The organism is Neisseria perflava, assembly GCF_019334725.1.
Classification (GTDB): domain Bacteria; phylum Pseudomonadota; class Gammaproteobacteria; order Burkholderiales; family Neisseriaceae; genus Neisseria; species Neisseria subflava_A.
Window position 1 is genome coordinate 2,138,779 of sequence record NZ_CP079818.1, and the last position, 17,941, is coordinate 2,156,719.

Consider the following 17,941-nt stretch of genomic DNA (forward strand, 5'->3'; position numbering starts at 1 on the left):
CCAAAAGGAATATTTTTAAATGAGTTCTTCAAATCAAAGCGTTTTGGAACGATTGTTCAACCTGAGTGCCAATCAGACCAACGTCCGCACTGAAATCATGGCCGGTTTGACCACCTTCCTCGCCATGTGTTACATCATCATCGTCAATCCCCTGATTTTGGGCGAAACCGGTATGGATATGGGTGCCGTATTTGTGGCCACCTGTATCGCTTCCGCCATCGGCTGTTTCGTGATGGGCTTTGTCGGCAACTACCCAATCGCCCTTGCGCCGGGCATGGGCTTGAACGCCTATTTTACCTTTGCCGTCGTCAAAGGCATGGGCGTGGACTGGCGTGTGGCTTTAGGTGCCGTTTTCATTTCCGGCATCATTTTCATCCTGTTCAGCTTCTTTAAAGTGCGTGAAATGCTGGTCAATGCGCTGCCTATGGGCTTGAAAATGTCGATTGCCGCAGGTATCGGCCTCTTCTTGGCATTGATTGCACTCAAAGGCGCAGGTGTGATTGTGGCCAACCCTGCCACATTGGTCGGCTTGGGCGACATCCACCAGCCTACCGCCCTGCTGGCGATGGCAGGCTTTGTCATGGTGGTTGCACTCGGCCACTTCCGCGTCAAAGGCTCCATCATCATTACCATTCTGACGCTGACCGCCGTCTCCACCGTCTTGGGCTTGAGCGAGTTCAAAGGCGTGGTCGGCGAAGTCCCGAGCATTGCGCCAACCTTCATGCAGATGGACTTTAAAGGCTTGTTTACCGTCAGCATGGTCAGCGTGATTTTTGTATTCTTCCTGGTTGACCTGTTTGACTCTACCGGCACCTTGGTCGGCGTTTCCCACCGCGCAGGCCTGTTGCAAGACGGCAAACTGCCGCGTTTGAAACGCGCCCTACTTGCCGACTCAACCGCCATCGTTGCAGGCGCCGCCTTGGGTACGTCTTCTACCACCCCTTACGTTGAAAGCGCGGCAGGTGTTTCTGCCGGCGGCCGCACCGGCCTGACTGCCGTTACCGTCGGCATCCTGATGCTGGCCTGCCTGATTTTCTCGCCGCTGGTTCAAAGCATTCCTGCATTCGCTACCGCTCCCGCCCTGCTCTATGTTGGCGCGCAAATGTTGCGCAGCGCGCGCGAAATCGATTGGGACGACATGACCGAAGCCGCACCGGCATTCCTGACCATCGTCTTCATGCCGTTTACCTACTCGATTGCCGACGGTATTGCGTTCGGCTTTATCAGCTACGCACTCATCAAGCTCTTGTGCAACCGCACCCAAGACGTACCGCCTATGGTATGGATTGTCGCCGTATTGTGGGCATTGAAATTCTGGTTCTTAGGTTAAACCGCTCAAAAGAACAGGCCGTCTGAAAACTTTTCAGACGGCCTGTTTTATTTTACCCAGCGTTTAAAGCTGTCGGTAAAAGATTATTTTTTCACTTTTTTAGCAGCAGGTTTAGCGGCAGCTTTCGCGCCTTTGTCCAATGCGCAGAAGCGGGTAATGATTTGATCAACCACTTCTTGTTTGCCGTTTACTTCGGTAGTACCACGGATAGTCAGCATATTGCCGTCAACTTTGTCTACGTTGGCTGCAGTGGCTGCTTCAGCAACCCAAGCGACATTGCCACCCCAGAATGCGTTTACATCTTTGCTGCTGTCAGTGATACGGAACAGATTTTCAGTTAATTGACCTTTATATTTTACTTGGGCGGCAACAACTTCATTGCCTTTGAAGCCGTACATTACGCTCAGAGGCTCTTTGCCGTCTTTACCGCATTTGTAGTGAACTTCTTTAGTACCGTCGATAGAGTCTACTTTCAAAGTATTAGGTACTGGAGCTTGAGCTTGTTGAGCCTGAGCTTGAGTTTGTTGTTGCGCAGTAGGCGCAGCTTTAGCTTCAGGTTTAGCTTTAGAACCGCTGCTACATGCAGTCAGGGCAACAGCCGCCAAAACGGCAGGAACGATTAACTTAACATTCATATTCATAATTGACTCCCAAATGGTTTCAATAAAAAACTGGCAAAGGCCGGCTGACATTTACACATTAACAGAGATATTCCGTCTTGTCTTTATCTCAGACGGCATTTTTTAAGAAAAGTTCAAATAGATATTTTTATAAAATAAAATCAAATAATTATAAATATGAAATCATGTAAATTCAGGTTTGGGAATTTTTAAGATGAATACTGTTGTCAATAAATTGAGTTTTGGCAATGGTAAAATGAGATTAAAAAGCGCATATAGATGACAAAAGCCTGGACAATTTATTTTACACACTTCTGCCTCTGGATTTGCTGAGCGTTTCAGACGGCCATAAAACATACACAGCAAATACAATAAAAAAACGCAATCTGAAACAGATTGCGTTTTTTTGAAAACTGGCACGCCCACGGGGAATCGAACCCCGGTTACCGCCGTGAAAGGGCGATGTCCTAACCGCTAGACGATGGGCGCGGATAAATCTTGTGGCGCACCCGGAGCGATTCGAACGCCCGACCCTCTGGTTCGTAGCCAGATACTCTATCCAACTGAGCTACGGGTGCATCCTCATCACTTCGCAAGTGCGTTGTGAATCAAGAAGACCGAATAATATAGGCTTTACTGAAACCTGTCTACTCTTTTCACAGATATTTTTTTATATTTTTATTTAACCAATTGAAGTTAAACAATATAAAATTAACGCAAAATCCCTACTCCTGACAAATCCTGCGCCATTTTAGCGGCGGAGTTATCAGTCATGCCGCCGACAAAATCCAAAATCTTCATATAAGCCTGATACAGACTGTCTTCAGGAAGAATCGGATTGTGCTTTTTCAATAATTCCAACGCCAAAGACTGACGTGTTGCCAGCTGTTTTTCAGCAATCAGTGCATACGCGGCAGGGACAAGTAAATCTAAGATAGAGCCTAAGCATGGGAACGTGGCAATTTCGGTCAACAGCTTGGTGTGATGGCGGAAAATCCGTGTTTGCGCCAATTCTTTCGCTTTTGCCAAAGTGTTTTGCACTTGCGGGCTACACAGAGCAAGCAAGTCTTTGCCTTTGAATGTTCCGTCCAACAAATCGGACTGATGCAACATAAAGGTTTGCGCGACATCATCAATCGCCTTGCCGATCGCAATGCCACGTAACATGGCGCAACGCTGACGGCTGGAGCTGGCGTGCCATGCGCTTTCAGCAAAGGTCAGCTCGGACAAGATACTCTCCACTTCCGTATCCGTGAGCAAATCCAATTCGACGGCATCTTCCAAGTCCAGCAAGGCATAGCAAATATCGTCGGCAGCCTCCATCAAATAAGACAAAGGATGGCGCGCCCAGCTATCCACTCCTGCGGAAACCAGTCCCAATTCGTCGGCAACTTGACGGATAAATGGCAACTCTGTTTGATAAATATTGAATTTCTTTCTGCCGTTCGGATGTTGCGTTGTCCACGGATACTTCAGCAATGCGCCGATAGCTGCCGCAGTCAGGCGCATTCCGCCCGCCTCCGGATACATTTCAAGGCTGGCGACGATACGCAGGCTATGCGCATTGCCTTCATAGGTTTGAATATCGTTGCGTTCCGCTTCGTTTAATGTGTTCAGATAAATTTGATGTTCAGGCCGTCTGAACCAATCACGCAAAGCATCTTCGCCGGTATGACCAAATGGCGGATTGCCCAAATCATGCGCCAAACAGGCAACCTGCACCACGGCACCAATATCGCTGGGCGTATTGCCCTGCGGCAGAAAACCGCCGTTGTGCAACATCACGCCCACGCGGTTGCCTAAGCTCCTGCCCACGCTGGCAACTTCAACGCTGTGCGTCAGGCGGTTGTGCGTCAAGTCATGTTGCGCCAACGGATGCACCTGCGTTTTACGGCCAAGGCGGCGGAAGGCTCCGGAAAAAACAACCCGGTCGTAGTCGATGTGAAAATCCGTACGCAAGGCATCGGCACCTTCCTGAGTCGAAGGGGTAACGGTCGGCACGATTTCGCCGTTTTTAGTGCGGAAGCGTTGGGTGGATAATAAGTTTTGCCAATTCATTCGGATGGTCATAAAGGTTCCTCAAGCAAAGTAAAGGCCGTCTGAAACAAATTCAGACGGCCTTATGCTTATTTACCGCGCATCAATTCAAAGAAATCGTCATTGTTTTTAGAGTCTTTGAGTTTACCCACCAAAAACTCGGTCGCTTCGATTTCGTCCATAGGATGCAGGAATTTGCGCAAGAGCCACATACGTTGCAACTGATCGTTCGGCACCAGCAATTCTTCGCGGCGCGTACCGGATTTATTGATGCTGATGGCCGGGAACAGGCGTTTTTCTGCCATGCGGCGGTCAAGGTGCAATTCCATATTGCCCGTACCTTTGAACTCTTCGTAAATCACGTCGTCCATGCGGCTGCCGGTTTCAACAAGCGCTGTCGCAATAATGGTAAGCGAACCGCCCTCTTCCACATTACGCGCTGCGCCGAAAAAGCGTTTTGGACGGTGCAAAGCGTTGGCATCAACACCACCGGTCAGAATTTTGCCCGAAGTCGGCACGACGGTATTGTAGGCACGCGCCAAACGGGTAATCGAATCCAGCAGGATGACCACGTCTTTTTTGTGTTCGACCATACGTTTGGCTTTTTCAATCACCATCTCGGCCACTTGCACATGGCGTTGCGCAGGTTCGTCAAACGTAGAGGAAACCACTTCGCCGCGTACAGAACGGCTCATTTCGGTTACTTCTTCCGGACGCTCGTCAATCAACAGGACAATCAGCTCGACATCGGGATAATTGGCGGTAATGGCGTGGGCAATGTTTTGCAACATCACGGTTTTACCGGTTTTAGGCGGCGCCACCAACAATGCACGTTGGCCTTTACCGATCGGGGAAACCAAGTCGATGGCGCGGCCGGTCAGATTCTCTTCGGCTTTGATGTCGCGCTCGAGTTTGAATTGTTCGGTTGGGAATAAAGGCGTGAGGTTTTCAAAAAGGATTTTGTGTTTGCAGACTTCGGGCGGATCGCCGTTGATGGTGTCGAGGCGGACAAGCGCGAAATAGCGCTCGTTGTCTTTCGGCACGCGCACGCTGCCTTCGATGGTGTCGCCGGTGTGCAGATTGAAGCGGCGGATTTGCGTGGGCGAAACATAAATATCGTCAGGGCCGGCAAGATAAGAAGTATCTGCGCTGCGCAGGAAACCGAAGCCGTCAGGCAGGATTTCCAGTGTGCCCGAACAGGTAAAGCTGACATTCTGCTTCATCATCTGGCGGACGATGGCAAAAACGAGGTCTTGTTTGCGGAAACGGTTGGCGTTTTCAATGCCATGTTCTTCTGCCATTTCCAAGAGTTTGGAAATGTGGAGGGTTTGGAGTTCTGAAACGTGCATAGTATTGATATATTTTGGATGGTATCAGAGAGATGGCACACAGGCCGTCTGAAAGTATGAAATCGTGCCGCAGGATACGGTAGATTTTTGAGAAAGTTGAATTTTAGGCAGTTGGAGGCAGGGTGTCAAATTTTTAAATCGAACGCTGAGCCGAGACCATAATCTTACCTTGCAATAAGATTATGGCCGGCAACAGCTTGGCAATCGCAACCCCATCGCCCAAAATCCGAGTATTTGCCCAACTTCAGACGGCCTTCTGCCCATACCTCATCAGCGTCATGCCGCCGACTGCCGCCGCGCAGCCTGCGACCAGCGAAATATGCAGCGGTTCGCCCAAAAACCACGCCGAAGACAGCACACCGAAAATCGGCACAAGCGTAATATACGCCGCCGCACTGCCTGCGCCCAAAGTCTTTACGCCTTCGAAATACCACGCATAGGCCAATACCGTTGCGCCGATGACCAGCCACGCCAAGGCTGTCCAACCGCGCCCATCCATTGCCGCTATCGCCTCAAACGGCACTCCATCCGTCCACAACGCCACCACCGACAACATCAACGCACCAATGAACGACGTTGCCGTCGTTACCGTCAGCGCATCTATCCCACGCAAAACCGCACGACCGATTAAGGTATAAGCCGCCCAACAAACCACGCAGCCGAAAATCAGCCACTCCCCCGCCTTGATGCCGCCCGATAATACCGTCAACGGCTGCCCTTGCGTTACCACCATAATGGCACCGCCGACCGCCAGCAGCATACCCGCCAAAATCTTCGCGTTTAGACGCTCGCCGAAAAACCAAGTTGCCAACAGCAGCGTCAACACGGGGTTCACCGCCACGACCACCGCCGCCTTGCCTGCCGGCATAGTCTGCAAACCCAGCATAAAAAATACCGCATAGCCGCACACGCCGACGGAAGCGGCTGCCGTCAAACCCAGCCATTGTCGTGCCGACAAAGCCGCCAAAGTCGTGAACCTGCTACGCGCAAACAACCAGCCCAACAACAAAACCGAAGCCAGTACAAACCGAACCGCCCCGCCCGTCAGCGGTGGCAACGACTGCCCCAGCATCCGCCCCATCGGCCAAGACGCACCCCACAACACTGCCATTCCCAGCAGTTTCAAATGTACAGAATAACGTTCCATCTCATCCCTTTTATCGACAAAGGCCGTCTGAAAATGTTTCAGACGGCCTTTATCCACTTAGGATTTTACAATACGACCATTAGGGTAAATACTGCGGTAAGCAATATAAGGAGCCAGCAGTAAAACTGCGCTGACAGGTAGGAATAGTAAAAGTATGATCATGATAATCCACTGGCCTAACATGCTGCCTAATACGCCCCACATAAAAGAATAGAGAGCCACACCTACAACATAAACTAATATTGCAGGAATATTACACATAGCCGCTTTAACATTAGCTTTAATAGCCTCCCATGGCTTCAGACCATCTAAAACAATCAAAGCGGGGGTTAATAAAAATATAGACAAAAGGACAATAACAATCAATACAACACCTATCATCATTGCCCAATGACCTGCAAAATATAGCGGAATGATAAGCAAACTAACAGCTATACTGAACAGCACCTGAAGTAACAATAAAATGAAAAAACTCATTTTTTTATCTAAAAAAACAATAAAAAAATCTTTCACATCAAATGCTTTTCCATTATTGATATTGTTAGCAACATACATAGCTCCGCCTACTAAGCATGAACCCACCCAGCTGAATACAATACCTTTTAAACTAGAAAGCGCATTAATTCCTAGTAAGTCAATAATAGAAACCACAAAGCCTACGACCATATAAGCCAATAATACGCCTATCCATTTCCACGGATGAAGTTTGAAAATACCGAAAGCGTCGGTAATCCACTTGATGCCTGCAGAAGCAGGAAGGCGTTTGGGTTCGTGATATCGAACTTCCTGTGAAGTGGGTATTTGGTTTTCCATAAAATTCCTATTATAAAATCAAAAATTTAAACACAATAAAGGCAGCCAGTGCATACTGACTGCCTTCTTACCAATTATTTTGCCTGCCAAGAATCTTTCAGCGTTACCGTGCGGTTAAACACCGGCGTGTCTTTGCTGTGGTCTTTGCGGTCGGTGACGAAATAGCCGATGCGTTCAAACTGCCAACGGCTCTCCGCCGGCAAATCTTTTGCGACAGGCTCGGCGTAGGCGGTGATTTCCTTAATGGATTCAGGGTTGAGGAAATCGGTAAACGGCAGGTAGTTGCCGTCTTCGCCACGCACGGCATCGGGACGCTCGACGGTAAAGAGGCGGTCGTAGAGGCGGACTTTGATTTCGGCGGCGTGTTCGGCGGAAACCCAGTGAATCACGCCTTTGACTTTTCGGCCTTCGGGATTTTTGCCCAAGGTATCGTGGTCGATGCTGCACTTGAGTTCGACTACATTGCCTGCCTCGTCTTTTACTACCTCATCGCACTTGATGACATAGCCGTGGCGCAAGCGCACTTCGCCGCCGGGAATCAGGCGTTTGAAGCCTTTGGGCGGATTTTCGGCAAAGTCGTCGGCTTCGATGTAGATGGTCTGGGAAATAGGCACTTCGCGATCGCCCATTTCTTCGTGGTTCGGATGGAACGCGGCACGGCGGCTTTGGGTTTTGCCGGCTTCAAAGTTGGTCAGAGTGACTTTGAGCGGGTTCAAAACCGCCATCAGGCGCGGCGCGGAGTTTTCCAGCTCTTCACGAATCGCGCCTTCCAACACGCTCATATCGACCACGTTTTCAGATTTGGAAATACCGGCGCGTTTGGCAAACAGGCGCAGACCTTCGGGCGTGTAACCGCGGCGGCGCATACCGGAAATCGTCGGCATACGCGGATCGTCCCAGCCGGAAACGTGGCCGTCTGAAACCAGCTGGTTTAGCTTGCGTTTGGATGTGATGGAATACAAAAGCTCCAAACGGGAAAACTCGTATTGGCGCGGACGTGTGGCGTGCGGCGCAGGGATGTTGTCCAACACCCAGTCGTAAAGCGGACGGTGGGCTTCAAATTCGAGCGTACACAAGGAATGCGTGATGCCTTCGATGGCATCGGAAATGCAATGCGTGTAGTCGTACATCGGGTAGATGCACCATTTGTCGCCGGTGTTGTGGTGATGGGCGCGGCGGATGCGGTAGATGACGGGATCGCGCATATTGATGTTGCCCGAAGCCATATCGATTTTCAGACGCAGGGTTTTGCTGCCATCGGGGAACTCGCCGTTTTTCATGCGTGTGAACAGGTCGAGGTTTTCTTCGATACTGCGGTCGCGGTAAGGGCTGTTTTTGCCTGCTTCGGTCAGCGTACCGCGGTATTCACGCATTTCTTCGGGAGTCAAATCATCGACATACGCTTTGCCGTCTTTGATCAAGCCGACTGCGTAATCATAAAGCTGATCGAAATAGTTGGAAGCGAAACGCGGCTCACCCGCCCAATGGAAACCGAGCCACTCAACGTCTTCTTTGATGGCGTTGACGTATTCATCGTTTTCTTTTTCAGGGTTGGTATCGTCAAAACGCAGGTTGCACAAGCCGTCATAAATATACGCCAAACCGAAGTTCAAGCAGATGGATTTGGCGTGGCCGATGTGCAAGTAACCGTTTGGCTCAGGCGGAAAACGGGTTTGGATGGCTGTATGTTTACCGCTTTTGAGGTCTTCTTCGATAATGGTGCGGATAAAATGGTTGTCCGCGAATTGGTCTTTATTCAACATAATATTTCTTTGATGGAAAGATGATTTTCTGTTTTCAGACGGCCTGGGCATTCAATCAGGCCGTCTGAAAGGAATGGAATGATGGCTCAATTGTACCCGACTTGGCTACTTTGATACAGGGTCGGCAACCTGCCACGCCACGCCGCGCTCGTTTAGGGTTTTCTGCATGGCGGCGGATGGTGTGCGGTCGGTAAACAACTTATCGAATGCGCCGATATCGCCCAGTCGGACCAAGGCATTGCTGTTGAATTTACTGTGGTCGACGCCGAGATAGCGCACGCGGGCATTGTTCACCATCGCCTGCATCACGCTGACTTCCTTGTAATCGTCATCCAAAAGCGAGCCGTCGTTTTCTATGCCGTGGGTACTCATGATGGCATAGTCGACTTTGAATTGGTTGATGAAATCGACGGTCGCCACGCCCGTAATGCCGCCGTCCAAGGGGCGGACCACGCCGGAAGCGATGATGACCGTGTAGTCGGTACGCGCCGCAGTGATGGAGGCAGCGTAGATGTTGTTGGTGATAATCCGCAGGTTTTTACGCTGTCTGACCAACTCGGCGGCGACGGCTTCCATGGTTGTGCCGATGCTGATAAACAGCGAGGCATTATCGGGAATGGTGGCAGCAATCAGACGGGCAATGGCGTTTTTTTCCTGCTGCTGATGGTTGCGCCGCTCCTGCCCTGCCGTTACGACTGAAACGTCTCCCAAAGATGCGCCGCCGTGATAGCGTTTGAGCTGCCCGGTTTCGCTCAATTCCTGCACATCGCGGCGTATGGTTTGCGGCGTCACATCCAAATTCGCCGCCAGCTCTTCCACCGTCATGAAGTTATGTTCGCGGATAAGGGTGAGGATATGTTCGTGTCTTTGGATTTTGGGTTTCATGGCGTTTTGCTTTGCAGGGATAAACCAATGGCCGTCTGAATATTTCAGACGGCCTTTTTATTGTCAAACCGATTACATTTCGAGTTTCTGTTCCAAGCGTTCGATGCACGCGCTCAAGTGGCGGCGCATGACTTTGGTCACACGGTTGCGCTTGCCGGCCACTAATAAATCGAGGATTTCGCGGTGTTCATGGTGCGAATTGGAATTAATGGTGCGCTTTTCTTTGCGAAGCGGATCGGAAACGGCCACAATCAATGAAGAGCGCGCGCACAAGGTATTCATGATTTCAAACAGAACATCGTTGTCCAGCAGCCGCGCCAATTCGACATGGAAGGCATTGGACAGGCGGTTCCAACCCACGCGGTCTCCGCTTTCGGAGGCTGCGCCCTCTTGCTCAATCATGGCGTAAAGCGGTTGCAGGCGCGTTTCCAAATCAGGCATATCGATAAGGACGCTCAGAATCATGCTTTCCATTTCGATACGCGTGTTGAACACGTCTTTCATTTCTTTCAAGTCCGGCACATGGACAAATGCGCCGCGGTTGGGCTGCAAATCGACGATTTTATCGTGCGCCAAAAGCGATAATGCGCCACGCACGGTATTGCGCGAGCAAACCATTTGCCGGCAAAGCTCGGACTCGGTCAGTTTTTTACCCGGCAGCAGCAGATGGTCGGTAATCCCGTCCAAAATCAATGCGTACACGCGGAAGAGTTCGGAATCGTGACGCTCTTCCAAAATAAGTGATGAAGTTGCAGGCGCAACATTGGTATTATTTTCGTAATCCATAATGTTTCCCCAGTATCCGTATTAAGGCGCAAGCGTTTACAAACCAGCATCTTTCGGGGTTGTTTAAAATATAATTAAAAATTGTTGACAATGTTAAACGAAACTTGCACAATGAGATCAACAAGCCAAGTTATAAAGGCTGATAGAGAGAGAAGAAAAAGGAATAAAAAGCAAGCAGATATATTCATGTTAATGCGTGAATATATCTGCTTTTTTTGTGGGTAGCCGGTTCACGCTCCTGCACGCCCACCCTAAAACCGCCCTATTCTGTTTCAACTATCTCGAAGCTGTGGCTCATTTTTGCCGCTTTGCCCAGCATAATCGATGCGGAGCAATATTTTTCGGCAGACATCTGTACGGCGCGTTCAATCGCGCTTTCTTGCAAATCCCGACCATACACTTTGAAATGGATATGGATTTCGGTAAACACGCGCGGCGCGGTGTCGGCGCGTTTGGCAGTCACTTCGGCACGGCAGTCGGTGATTTTTTGGCGTTGTTTCTCGGCAATCATCACGACATCGATACTGGAACAGCCTGCTACACCCAACAACAGCATTTCCATCGGGCTGGGGCCGCGTTTGACTTTGCCTTCAGCCGCCGCACCTTCCATCACAACGCTGTGTCCGTTTGCCGTTGTACCGACGAAGCACATTCCGTCTATCCATTTTGAAGTAACTTGCATGGTGTCTTTTTTATCCGTAAAAGCATTAATCCGATATTGTAAACAATTTCAAGTGATAAACCTAGTCAGGCCGTCTGAAAAATACAATCAATTACAATCGGCCTGAACGCATTATTCGTCCCGATACGCCCAGTGGTTGACCGGCCCGTGCCCTGCCCCGATGCCCAAAGGATGGGAAATGGCGGCGGCAATATAGTTTTTTGCCGTTTGAACTGCCTCGGGCACGCTAAACCCTTTTGCCAACTCGGCCGTGATGCAGGCAGAAAATGTGCAGCCTGTGCCATGCGTATGCGGCGTTGGGAAACGTTTGCTGTTCAGCTCGATGGTCTCGTATGGCGTAAACAGCCAGTCGGTGCAATATTCGCTTTGGCTGTCGGCAAGATGGCCGCCTTTAATCACCACATTTTTTACGCCCCAATCCTGAAGAATTTTGGCGGCACGTTCCGCATCTTGGCGGTTTTCAATATTGATGCCCGTCAAGGCCTGCGCTTCGGGCAGATTGGGCGTCAAGACGTCCGTATGCGGCAGCAACAGGCGTTTCATGGCTTCGACGGCTGAGTTTTCCAACAACGGCGCGCCGCCTTTGGCAATCATGACCGGGTCCAACACGCGTTTGCCGAAGTCGCATTCGGCCGTTTGTTCCGCCACGCATTCGATAATTTCCGCCGTACCCAGCATGCCGATTTTATAAGCGCGGATGTGGAAATCCTCCTGAATCGCGGCAATCTGCGCGGCAATCATGTCGGTCGGTATCGGATGCACCGCCGATACGCCCAAAGTATTTTGTGCGGTAACCGCTGTCAGTACGCTGGTGCCGAACACGCCGCGCATCTGAAATGTCTTTAAATCCGCCTGTATGCCCGCGCCGCCTCCGGAATCTGAGCCGGCAATCGTCAGCGTTTGAATAAAAAGTTCGTCCATCATATCCTCCTGTTTTTCAGACGGCCTTGTGTTTATCGTTGTTGAGAGCAGTTTGGTTTTATCCGCAAACAAAGGCATGCGCCGTTTATCTTTCCGAAAGTCTTATTTGTTGTTTTACCCAAAACAAACGTACGTTCTCGGGCGGAATATCTTAACAAACAAAAGGCCGTCTGAAAACTATTTTCATTTTCAGACGGCCTGTTCAATTTTAAACCTATTCAGGCTTAATCTTCGTATGCATCAATCGGCAAGCAGGAGCAAACCAGATTGCGGTCGCCATACACTTCATCTACCCGTTTGACGCTCGGCCAGAATTTGTGTTCGCGGACGAACGGCAATGGGAAGACGGCTTCTTCGCGGGAGTACGGATGCGCCCATTCGCCGGTTACGTCGGATGCGGTATGCGGAGCGTTGACCAGCGGGTTGTCGTCTTTCGGCCATTCGCCGCGCTCGACTTTCAGCACTTCCTGTTTGATTTGTTTCAGGGCGGCGATGAAGCGGTCGAGTTCGGCTTTGCTCTCGCTTTCGGTCGGTTCGATCATCAGCGTGCCGGCAACAGGGAAGGAAACCGTCGGCGCGTGGAAGCCATAGTCCATCAGGCGTTTGGCGATGTCGGTTTCGGTGATGCCGCTTTCGGCTTTGAGCGGACGCAAATCGACGATACATTCGTGCGCGACGCGGCCGTTTTTGCCTGTATACAGAATCGGATAGTCTTCACTCAGGCGTTTGGCAACGTAGTTGGCGTTGAGCAATGCCCAGCGTGTCGCCTGCTCCATGCCTTGTTTGCCCATCATGGTCAGGTACATCCAAGTAATCGGCAGGATGGACGCAGAACCGAAGGCCGCAGCAGCAACGGCGGTTTGGTCGGCACTGGCGCTGTGGGTGTCGGTCAAAGCGTGTCCCGGTGCAAACGGGGCAAGGTGGGCTTTCAAACCGATAGGGCCGACGCCCGGACCACCGCCGCCGTGAGGGATACAGAAGGTTTTGTGCAGGTTCATGTGCAACACGTCCGCGCCGACTTCGGCAGGCTGCATGATGCCGATTTGGGCGTTGAGGTTGGCGCCGTCCATGTAAACCTGTCCGCCGTTTTCATGGATGATGCGGCAGATGTCGCGGATGCCTTCTTCGTACACGCCGTGGGTGGACGGATAGGTAATCATGATGGCGGACAAAGCGTCGCGGTATTGCTCGGCTTTGGCTTTCAAATCGTCGATGTTGACGTTGCCGTGTTCGTCGGTATCGACAACGACGACTTTCAAACCCAGCATAGCGGCAGTCGCTGGGTTGGTGCCGTGGGCGGATTTAGGAATCAGGCAGATATTGCGGTGTCCCTCGCCGTTGGCTTCTTGATAGCGACGGATGGACAGCATGCCGCTGTATTCGCCCTGCGCGCCGGAGTTGGGCTGGAAGGAAATCGCGTCAAAGCCGGTGATGGCTTTCAGGCTGTTTTCCATATCAGCAAGCAATTCGCGGTAGCCGGCGGTTTGCGCTTCAGGAGCATAAGGGTGGATGTCGGTGAACTCTGCCCAAGTAATCGGCAACATTTCCGCAGTCGCATTGAGCTTCATGGTACAGCTGCCCAATGAAATCATGCTGCGGTTCATCGCCAAATCGCGGTCTTCGAGTTTTTTCAGGTAGCGCAGCATTTCGTGTTCGGTGTGGTAACTGTTGAACACAGGATGTTGCAGAATGTCGTCTTGACGCAGCAATTCGGCATTCAGACGGCCTTTGACGTCATCGGCAAATGTGAACGTATCCTTGCCGGTAAACGCGCGGTACAAATCAACCAAATCTTCGTATGCCGATGTTTCATGGAATGCAGCCGCAACTTGAGTATCATTGACGCGGCGCAGGTTGTAACCCGATTCCAAAGCAGCGGCAAACACTTGGTCTGCTTTCTCTTTGCTGCCGAAATCAACGGTAACGGTATCGAAGAAGACCTTGTGAACCACATTCAGGCCGTCTGAAACCAGCGCATCGGCAAAGGCAGAAGCCAGCGCATGAATGCGGTTGGCAATGCGTTTCACGCCTTCAGGGCCGTGGTAAACGGCATACATACCGGCCAAGTTCGCCAGCAATGCTTGTGCGGTACAAATATTTGACGTGGCTTTTTCGCGGCGGATGTGTTGCTCGCGGGTGGACAAAGCCATGCGCAAGGCAGGCTTACCCGATGCGTCTTTGGATACGCCGATGATGCGGCCCGGGGCGGAACGTTTGAACTCGTCTTTAAACGCGAAATAAGCGGCGTGCGGACCACCGAAGCCCATCGGCACGCCGAAGCGCTGGGTGTTGCCCAAAGCAATATCTGCACCCAATTCAGCCGGAGACTTCAGCAAAACCAAACTCATGATGTCGGCGGCAACGGCAACGATTGTGCCTTTTGCTTTCAGACGGCCGATAACGTCCTGCAAGTCTTGCACATCGCCGTCTTTGCCGACGTATTGGAACAGCGCGCCGAAGTATTCGCCTTCATCTGCTTGGGCAAAATCGCCGACCACCAGCTCGAAGCCGAAATATTTAGCACGGGTTTTCATCACGTCCAAAGTTTGCGGATACACACGCTCGTCCACAAAGAAACGCTCGGATTTCACTTTGCCCACGCGGTGCGCCATCGCCATCGCTTCGGCGGCAGCGGTTGCCTCATCCAGCAAAGACGCGCCTGCCACAGGGAAACCGGTCAAATCGATACACACCTGCTGGAAGTTCAACAAAGCTTCCAAACGACCCTGAGCAATTTCCGCCTGATACGGGGTGTAGGCAGTGTACCAACCCGGATTTTCCAATACGTTACGCAAAATCACATTTGGCACGCGGGTCGGGTAATAACCCAAGCCGATATAGGACTTGTTGATCACGTTTTTCGACGCAATGCCTTTCAGTTTCGCCAATGCGTCCGCCTCGGTCAACGCTTCTGGTAAATTGAGTTCGGACGGCATACGGATGCTTTGCGGCACGGTATTGCCGACAAAATCATCCATGCTCTTCTCGCCGAGCGCTTCCAAAAGCGCAGCCTCGTCGCCAAAGCTCAAATGGCGCGCGGCAAATTCGTTCGGGTTGAACAATTCAGATAGTTTCATTTCTACTCCTTCGGTGTTATCGATATCAACACTGTTTTTTCTTGCAGATGTTGTTTCAGACGGCCTCCGCCCACTTTGGACGACATGCCAATATTTCCCTATAAACCGGACAGGTTTCCACATGTGCGCCGGGTAGGTAGCCGGTACTCATCAGAAATTCGCCGACGATTTCGCCGCCGACAAATTTGAAATGTTTTTTAAACAGCTTCACCCATTCAGCCTTGTCGAGCGGATGGTGTGTATCCAGCCAGTTTTTGAATGAGCCGTATTCTTGCTGTATTTGTTTGATTTGTCGCGCATTGTAGATGGCTGCGTTGATTTTCAGGCGGTTGCGGACGATGCCTGCATCGGCAAGCAGCCGCTCAATATCGGTTTCGTCAAATGCGGCGACCATATCGATATCGAAACCTTTAAATGCCGTCTGAAATGCCTGCTGCTTTTTCAGCATCAGCGTCCAGCTCAATCCTGCCTGATTGATTTCCAACACCAGCCACTCAAACAATTCATTGTCGTCCTCAATCGGAAAACCGTATTGCGTGTCGTGATAATGTTTGTTGGGGTTGTCCGTATCGTCGGGAAGCGTGGCGACAAATTCGCAGTAATTCATGTTTGCTGAGGAAAAATTGAAACAAAGGCCGTCTGAAAGCATTTTTCAGACGACCTAAGACCTGCAATATCAAACAGATGAAAAACCTGTTTGAATGTTTGCAAAAATCAAGCTACTTCGCCTGCGTATTGTTCGGCAGTCAGCAGACCGTCGTAATCGGCAGGGTTGGCAGGTTTGATTTTGAAGAACCAGCCTGCGCCGTAAGGGTCGCTGTTGGCAGTTTCCGGAGCGCTTGGTAAATCTTCGTTGACGGCAACGATTTCGCCTGCAATCGGAGCGTATACGTCAGATGCGGCTTTTACAGACTCAACCACACCGGCTTGCTCTTCGGCAGCCAGGTTTGCGCCGACTTCTGGCAGCTCGACAAACACGATGTCGCCCAACAGCTCTTGCGCGTGATGGGTAATGCCGACGGTGATGGTACCGTCTTCTTCAAGGCGCAGCCATTCGTGGCTGGCAACGTATTTCAGTTCTGCTGGGATGTTGCTCATGGTTTGATACTCCATTAATAGGGGGTTATTTTCAGACGGCATCTTCATGAATCAATATCCACAGATGCCTTGTTCAATGCTTTCTACAAACGTCCGTACCGGACGACAATTAAAACCTGCTTTCAGACGGCCCTTAACAAATAAAGGCCGTCTGAACCGATATTAATCAAACTGTTTTTGACCGTTGCGGACGAACGGCAGCTTCAGTACGCGTACGTCCACTTCTTTGCCGCGAATCAGGACTTTGGCGGTATCGCCGTCAAAGTCTTTCGGTACGCGCGCGATGGCGATGGATTGTTTCAGGCTTGGAGAGAATACGCCGCTGGTGGTTTCGCCTTGGCCTTTGTCGGTCAACACTTCCATATGCGCGCGCAGGATGCCGCCTTTTTCGAGCAACAGGCCGACCTGTTTGACGGCAACGCCTTTTTCTTTCAATGCCAGCAAGGCGGCTTTGCCGACGAAATCGCGGCTTTCGTCTTTTAAGTCAACGGTCCAACCCATGCCTGCTTCGAGCGGGCTGGTATTGTCGTCCATATCGTTGCCGTAGAGGTTCATACCGGCTTCCATGCGCAGGGTGTCGCGTGCGCCGAGGCCGCAAGGTTGTACGCCTGCTGCTTGCAGGGCTTTGAAGAATGCGACGGCTTCAGTGCCCGGCAGAATCACTTCGACGCCGTCTTCGCCGGTATAGCCTGTACGGGCGACAAACCAGTCGTTACCCAAGTCTGCACCTTGGAACGGTTTGAGGCCGTGAATCACGTCCGCCCATTCAGGTTTGACGGTCAGGAGTTTTTCGATGGCTTTCGGGCCTTGTACGGCGAGCATACCGAGGTCGTAGCGCGGATTGAAGGCAACGCCGAACTCTTGGCCGACTTTGTGGAATTGCGCCGTGTCTTTTTCGCGGGTCGCGCCGTTGGACACGATGCGGTATTGTGTTTCGGCTTCGTTGGTGCGGTAAACGATCAAGTCGTCAATCACGCCGCCGTTGTCGTTGAGCAAAGCGGAATAAAGGGCTTTGCCGACAAAAGCGAGTTTGGCGACATCGTTGGCAATCAATTTGCGGAAAAAAGCTTTGGCATTTGCGCCTGCTACGTCGGTAACGAGCATATGGGATACGTCAAACATACCGGCGTCGGTACGCACGGCTTCGTGTTCGGCGATTTGTGAACCATAATGGATGGGCAGCTCCCAGCCGGCAAAATCTACCAGCTTCGCGCCTGCATCTTGATGGGCTTGATGAAATGGGGTGGTTTTCAGAGCAGTCATTCTCAAGTTTCTCCGGATTTTTTGTTCAGATGCCGCCCGCGCACCTATGCGCGGATGACCCTATCTGTCCTTGAACCTGAGATTTTCGGCCGTATCCGCATGATGGCAAACCAGTCTGCTCACTGCTTTGCGCGGTTGTCTGAATGGTGGTTCAGACGGCCTTCTCCCCT

The 17,941-nt window shown here is 51.2% G+C and carries 15 protein-coding genes and 2 tRNA genes; 1 reads left to right on the plus strand and 16 read right to left on the minus strand.

The window, feature by feature from the left end; translation table 11 throughout:
• Positions 1-19 precede the first annotated feature (19 nt).
• Entirely contained in the window at positions 20-1,330 is a 1,311-nt protein-coding gene (locus LPB400_RS10240; RefSeq protein WP_003748830.1) for an NCS2 family permease, read from the plus strand.
• An 83-nt stretch (positions 1,331-1,413) separates the two neighbouring features.
• On the opposite strand, the gene LPB400_RS10245 is transcribed toward LPB400_RS10240, so the two are convergent.
• From LPB400_RS10245 to gcvT, 16 genes are all read right to left on the minus strand, one after another.
• Positions 1,414-1,971: a hypothetical protein gene (locus LPB400_RS10245; RefSeq protein WP_219088903.1), complete on the minus strand. Its 558-nt coding sequence runs from the start codon at positions 1,969-1,971 to the stop codon at positions 1,414-1,416.
• Between the two features lie 393 nt (positions 1,972-2,364).
• Positions 2,365-2,439 (minus strand) — tRNA-Glu (locus LPB400_RS10250).
• Between the two features lie 12 nt (positions 2,440-2,451).
• Positions 2,452-2,528: transfer RNA gene (locus LPB400_RS10255), tRNA-Arg, on the minus strand.
• A gap of 133 nt (positions 2,529-2,661) precedes the next feature.
• On the minus strand, positions 2,662-4,020 hold the full coding sequence (locus LPB400_RS10260) for a deoxyguanosinetriphosphate triphosphohydrolase (protein WP_049336415.1): 1,359 nt from the start codon (positions 4,018-4,020) through the stop codon (positions 2,662-2,664).
• 56 nt (positions 4,021-4,076) lie between these two features.
• On the minus strand, positions 4,077-5,336 hold the full coding sequence (gene rho, locus LPB400_RS10265; RefSeq protein WP_003748836.1) for a transcription termination factor Rho: 1,260 nt from the start codon (positions 5,334-5,336) through the stop codon (positions 4,077-4,079).
• A 244-nt stretch (positions 5,337-5,580) separates the two neighbouring features.
• The gene (locus tag LPB400_RS10270) at positions 5,581-6,483 is read right to left on the minus strand and encodes a DMT family transporter (protein ID WP_219088906.1); all 903 of its coding nucleotides are present in this window, start codon (positions 6,481-6,483) and stop codon (positions 5,581-5,583) included.
• A gap of 57 nt (positions 6,484-6,540) precedes the next feature.
• Positions 6,541-7,296 (minus strand): hypothetical protein, encoded by a 756-nt coding sequence (locus LPB400_RS10275; protein ID WP_219088907.1) that lies wholly within the window; start codon positions 7,294-7,296, stop codon positions 6,541-6,543.
• Positions 7,297-7,370: 74 nt separating this feature from the next.
• Positions 7,371-9,059, minus strand: a complete 1,689-nt coding sequence (locus tag LPB400_RS10280; RefSeq protein WP_219088910.1) for a glutamine--tRNA ligase/YqeY domain fusion protein — start codon at positions 9,057-9,059, stop codon at positions 7,371-7,373.
• Between the two features lie 105 nt (positions 9,060-9,164).
• Complete coding sequence (locus LPB400_RS10285) at positions 9,165-9,944, minus strand: DeoR/GlpR family DNA-binding transcription regulator (RefSeq protein WP_219088912.1); 780 nt, start codon at positions 9,942-9,944, stop codon at positions 9,165-9,167.
• Between the two features lie 72 nt (positions 9,945-10,016).
• Positions 10,017-10,730, minus strand: a complete 714-nt coding sequence (locus LPB400_RS10290; RefSeq protein WP_003748847.1) for a GntR family transcriptional regulator — start codon at positions 10,728-10,730, stop codon at positions 10,017-10,019.
• Positions 10,731-10,992: 262 nt separating this feature from the next.
• Entirely contained in the window at positions 10,993-11,412 is a 420-nt protein-coding gene (locus tag LPB400_RS10295; protein WP_070649419.1) for an OsmC family protein, read from the minus strand.
• 111 nt (positions 11,413-11,523) lie between these two features.
• Complete coding sequence (gene thiD, locus LPB400_RS10300) at positions 11,524-12,333, minus strand: bifunctional hydroxymethylpyrimidine kinase/phosphomethylpyrimidine kinase (RefSeq protein WP_070607028.1); 810 nt, start codon at positions 12,331-12,333, stop codon at positions 11,524-11,526.
• 224 nt (positions 12,334-12,557) lie between these two features.
• Positions 12,558-15,410, minus strand: coding sequence for an aminomethyl-transferring glycine dehydrogenase (gene gcvP, locus LPB400_RS10305; RefSeq protein WP_219088914.1), 2,853 nt, complete (start codon positions 15,408-15,410; stop codon positions 12,558-12,560).
• A 55-nt stretch (positions 15,411-15,465) separates the two neighbouring features.
• On the minus strand, positions 15,466-16,017 hold the full coding sequence (locus LPB400_RS10310) for a DNA-3-methyladenine glycosylase I (RefSeq protein ID WP_219088916.1): 552 nt from the start codon (positions 16,015-16,017) through the stop codon (positions 15,466-15,468).
• A gap of 107 nt (positions 16,018-16,124) precedes the next feature.
• Positions 16,125-16,523: a glycine cleavage system protein GcvH gene (gcvH, locus tag LPB400_RS10315; protein WP_063068454.1), complete on the minus strand. Its 399-nt coding sequence runs from the start codon at positions 16,521-16,523 to the stop codon at positions 16,125-16,127.
• Positions 16,524-16,670: 147 nt separating this feature from the next.
• Positions 16,671-17,771 (minus strand): glycine cleavage system aminomethyltransferase GcvT, encoded by a 1,101-nt coding sequence (gcvT, locus tag LPB400_RS10320; RefSeq protein ID WP_063068453.1) that lies wholly within the window; start codon positions 17,769-17,771, stop codon positions 16,671-16,673.
• Positions 17,772-17,941 lie beyond the last annotated feature (170 nt).

Bases quoted from the DNA above. Each gene is read 5' to 3' on its own strand.
- LPB400_RS10290 (WP_003748847.1), bottom strand. From the start codon at position 10,730: ATGGATTACGAAAATAATACCAATGTTGCGCCTGCAACTTCATCACTT.
- thiD (WP_070607028.1), bottom strand. From the start codon at position 12,333: ATGGACGAACTTTTTATTCAAACGCTGACGATTGCCGGCTCAGATTCC.
- LPB400_RS10260 (WP_049336415.1), bottom strand. From the start codon at position 4,020: ATGACCATCCGAATGAATTGGCAAAACTTATTATCCACCCAACGCTTC.
- gcvT (WP_063068453.1), bottom strand. From the start codon at position 17,771: ATGACTGCTCTGAAAACCACCCCATTTCATCAAGCCCATCAAGATGCA.
- LPB400_RS10245 (WP_219088903.1), bottom strand. From the start codon at position 1,971: ATGAATATGAATGTTAAGTTAATCGTTCCTGCCGTTTTGGCGGCTGTT.
- LPB400_RS10310 (WP_219088916.1), bottom strand. From the start codon at position 16,017: ATGAATTACTGCGAATTTGTCGCCACGCTTCCCGACGATACGGACAAC.
- gcvP (WP_219088914.1), bottom strand. From the start codon at position 15,410: ATGAAACTATCTGAATTGTTCAACCCGAACGAATTTGCCGCGCGCCAT.
- rho (WP_003748836.1), bottom strand. From the start codon at position 5,336: ATGCACGTTTCAGAACTCCAAACCCTCCACATTTCCAAACTCTTGGAA.
- LPB400_RS10275 (WP_219088907.1), bottom strand. From the start codon at position 7,296: ATGGAAAACCAAATACCCACTTCACAGGAAGTTCGATATCACGAACCC.
- LPB400_RS10280 (WP_219088910.1), bottom strand. From the start codon at position 9,059: ATGTTGAATAAAGACCAATTCGCGGACAACCATTTTATCCGCACCATT.
- LPB400_RS10285 (WP_219088912.1), bottom strand. From the start codon at position 9,944: ATGAAACCCAAAATCCAAAGACACGAACATATCCTCACCCTTATCCGC.
- LPB400_RS10240 (WP_003748830.1), top strand. From the start codon at position 20: ATGAGTTCTTCAAATCAAAGCGTTTTGGAACGATTGTTCAACCTGAGT.
- LPB400_RS10270 (WP_219088906.1), bottom strand. From the start codon at position 6,483: ATGGAACGTTATTCTGTACATTTGAAACTGCTGGGAATGGCAGTGTTG.
- LPB400_RS10295 (WP_070649419.1), bottom strand. From the start codon at position 11,412: ATGCAAGTTACTTCAAAATGGATAGACGGAATGTGCTTCGTCGGTACA.
- gcvH (WP_063068454.1), bottom strand. From the start codon at position 16,523: ATGGAGTATCAAACCATGAGCAACATCCCAGCAGAACTGAAATACGTT.